Source organism: Brachyspira catarrhinii, from assembly GCF_005518285.1.
Taxonomy (GTDB): domain Bacteria; phylum Spirochaetota; class Brachyspiria; order Brachyspirales; family Brachyspiraceae; genus Brachyspira; species Brachyspira catarrhinii.
Genome location: NZ_SJDU01000267.1, coordinates 1 through 3204, shown reverse-complemented (window position 1 = coordinate 3204; position 3204 = coordinate 1). Strand labels below are relative to the sequence as shown.

At 33.2% G+C, this 3204-nt stretch carries 3 protein-coding genes; 1 reads left to right on the top strand and 2 read right to left on the bottom strand.

Annotated elements, in window-relative coordinates:
• Window positions 1–9: 9 nt before the first annotated feature.
• Window positions 10–1434, bottom strand: a complete 1425-nt coding sequence (locus EZH24_RS09135; RefSeq protein WP_137998852.1) for an ABC transporter permease — start codon at window positions 1432–1434, stop codon at window positions 10–12.
• Complete coding sequence (locus EZH24_RS09130) at window positions 1435–2475, bottom strand: ABC transporter permease (protein ID WP_137998851.1); 1041 nt, start codon at window positions 2473–2475, stop codon at window positions 1435–1437.
• A 131-nt stretch (window positions 2476–2606) separates the two neighbouring features.
• Here EZH24_RS09130 and EZH24_RS09125 point away from each other — a divergent pair, with 131 nt between their 5' ends.
• Window positions 2607–3092: a CinA family protein gene (locus EZH24_RS09125; protein WP_137998850.1), complete on the top strand. Its 486-nt coding sequence runs from the start codon at window positions 2607–2609 to the stop codon at window positions 3090–3092.
• Window positions 3093–3204: the final 112 nt, after the last annotated feature.

The following is a 3204-nucleotide window of genomic DNA, read 5'->3' as shown; positions in this document are numbered from 1 at the left end:
TTAAGATTTTTATCTATTTCTTAATTTGGGATGAAGTATTTTATCCAAAGCGAAACCTAAAAACGCGAAAGACATTCCTAAAATCGCTATTAAAATTCCCGGGGGTATTATCCACCACCAAAGCCCAGAAAGAACTGCCGAACCTTTCATAGCGTCATGTAAAATCTGCCCCCAAGTGACTATCGTGGCGTCTCCAAATCCGAGCAACGATAAAGAAGATTCGTAAACTATAGCCGAAGGAACGGCTAAAGCCATTGACGCGAAAGAAAAAGGTAAAAGCAAAGGAGTCAAATGATTAAATATTATTCTTAAATGTCCCGCTCCAATCGTTCTTGCCGCTTCAATATAAGTTTCTTCTTTTAATTGCATCGCCATAGAGCGAACCGTCATAACCGAACCCGTCCAAGAAAATAATATCATCATAGCAATCATTGTCCAAATACTCGGTTTGAATATTGCGCTCATTACTATCATAACGGGCAAAACGGGAATTCCTATAAATATTTGATAGATAAATTGCATAAATCCGTCAACGAATCCACCGAAATACGCGGAAATTATTCCATACATAACGCCTATTATTACGGCGATAAAACTTGTTGCAATTCCTATGAATAAAGCCCATTTCAAACCAGATATAAGCCCCGAAAAAATATCTCTTTTCATGTTGTCCGTTCCCATTAAGCCCGACATCGAACCGACTAAAACCATATAAGGATTTTCTATTTCGCCGTTTGTTTCGGAAAATTCTCCCGTTATTTCAAATTCATAATTTCCTTTTAACGCTAAAAAATCGTTCGCCATATCGTCTTTTTTCGTATTAAATAATATTTCAATAGGATTTGTGATTAAAGATTCCGCCTGCCTTGAAAAAATTACTGGGACGGATTCTCTATAAAATCTTAAAATTCTATTTTTTGAATCGTTGAACGCCGAGATTCTTAAATTTCCCGTAGAATTGTATAAACCGTCATAAAGAATTATTGTCTCTCCATCTGGGCGAGTGATTTTCCAAGTAAGTCCCGTGTTTCCTCTAATATTCAAATGAAAAATCAAATCTACGGGCGATTTATCAAAATTATAATCGTATTCGAATAAAATTTTATAATTTAATCTTCCGTCAATATAATTCGTTTCAAAACTTATAGCGTCAATATGCGAAGTAATCGAAGCTTTTTCTTTTTGGAAAAAATTAACCCACACGGGAGGAGCGGAAACGGGATTATCCTGCCAATAATTAATATCTCTCCATCTTTTCGGCGCTTCTTTATAGGTTAAAATTAAAGGCTCGAATAAAGACATTAAAATTGCAATTATTAGTATAGATAATCCTATCATTCCCGTTTTATCTTTTTTGAATTCGTTGAAAAAATCTACAATTAAATTTTGTTTTTGAGGATTTGTATTTTTAGAATTTGTTTTTTTATTTTCCATTTATAATTTTCCTCCGACTTTTATTCTCGGGTCCAAAAATCCGTAAGAAATATCGAGTATGACGAGTCCTAATTGATATAACGCTGTAGTTATAGCCAAATTTCCCATTAGAACGGGAATATCGTTTTGTTGAACGGAAATCCAATATAAATTGCCAAGCCCTGGCCATGAAAAAATTCCTTCGAATATTATAGAACCCGCAATAGAACCTAAAAGTCCAAGTAAAGTAATCGTCACTATCGGAGGAGCGGCGCTTCTTAAAGTATGTCCAAATAGAATCGATTTTTCGGTTAATCCTCTCGCTCTTGCCACCATTATATAATCTTCTTGCAGAATATTTAAAACTATATTTCTAACGACAAACGAAATTCCCCAAAATCCTATCAATACCAAAGTTAAAAGAGGCAAAGCCATATGCCATAACATATCCAAGAAATACATTATCCCTTCGGGAGTTGGAACGGAATGAACTCCGCCAGACGGAAATAAATTGAATTTATAAACGAAAGCCATTATAAGAATCATAGAAAGCCACCAAGTCGGCATACCGTAAACTATCATAGTAAAAATGCTTGTCGTTCTGTCGAATGGGCTTCCCGCTTTTCGCGCCTTTATCAAACCGACAGCCAAACCTATTATTATTTGAATTATTGACGCCGTTGTGAATAATATTATCGAGCGAGGCAAAGCTTCTCCTATTATTTTTATGACGGTTCTGTCTCCGTTGGAATCCATCATAATACTCGATTTACCGAATTGAAAAGTTATCGTATTAATCGCTCTTAAAAATATTCTCTCTCCCCGACTTCTGTTAAGCCAATAAATATCGTAGTAATAAGCTCTTCTTTCTTTAATGAAATTGTCTACATCTTCCGCACGCATATTACTCAAACCTCTAACTTCGGCGTTAATATTTTCTTCTATTTGCGCTTTTAGAGTTTTCTCGCTTACGGTATTGAATATTGCCGAAGACATAAACATAAGTATTATAAACATTATAATACCTTTTAATATTCTTTTAATTACAAAATAAGTAAACATAATAAATATATTATACAAAATATAAAATTTTTGTCAAAATTCTTATTCGCTATTAATTATATTTTTTACGATTTATATCGATATTGTTTTTTAAATTTGTATATTTTATAATTTTTATATTTGGATTTGTTATGAATAAAATAAAAATTAAATCAAAAGAATTGGTAGATAAACTTATTGAAAAAAAATTAAAAATCACTTCCGCGGAATCTTGCACTGGAGGACTTTTTGCCGCCTCGATAACTTCTATTAGCGGTTCTTCGGGATGTTTTGAAGGTTCTTTTGTGACTTATTCCAACGAGATTAAAAATAAAATTATAGATGTAAAGAAAGAAACTTTATCGAATTTTGGAGCTGTAAGTAAAGAATGCGTAATCGAGATGTCTGAAAATATCAGGCAAATAATGGATGCCGATATTTCTATAGCTATTAGCGGAATAGCGGGACCTGACGGAGGAAGCGAAGAGAAGCCCGTAGGTTTGGTTTGGATTTGTTTATCCGCTGAAAATTATACTAAACCTTATAAAAATATTTTTTCGGGAGATAGAGATAAAGTAAGAGAGTCGAGCGTTATTTTCGCTTTAGATTTGGTTTTGGATTTTATAGCGTCATATTAAAGTTTCTAATTTATAAAATAGAAAAAACGAGCTTTTATTTTTTTGTAAATAAAATAAAACCCCATGCATATCCGCATGAGGTTCGTAAAAATTATATTATATGAAAGAATGT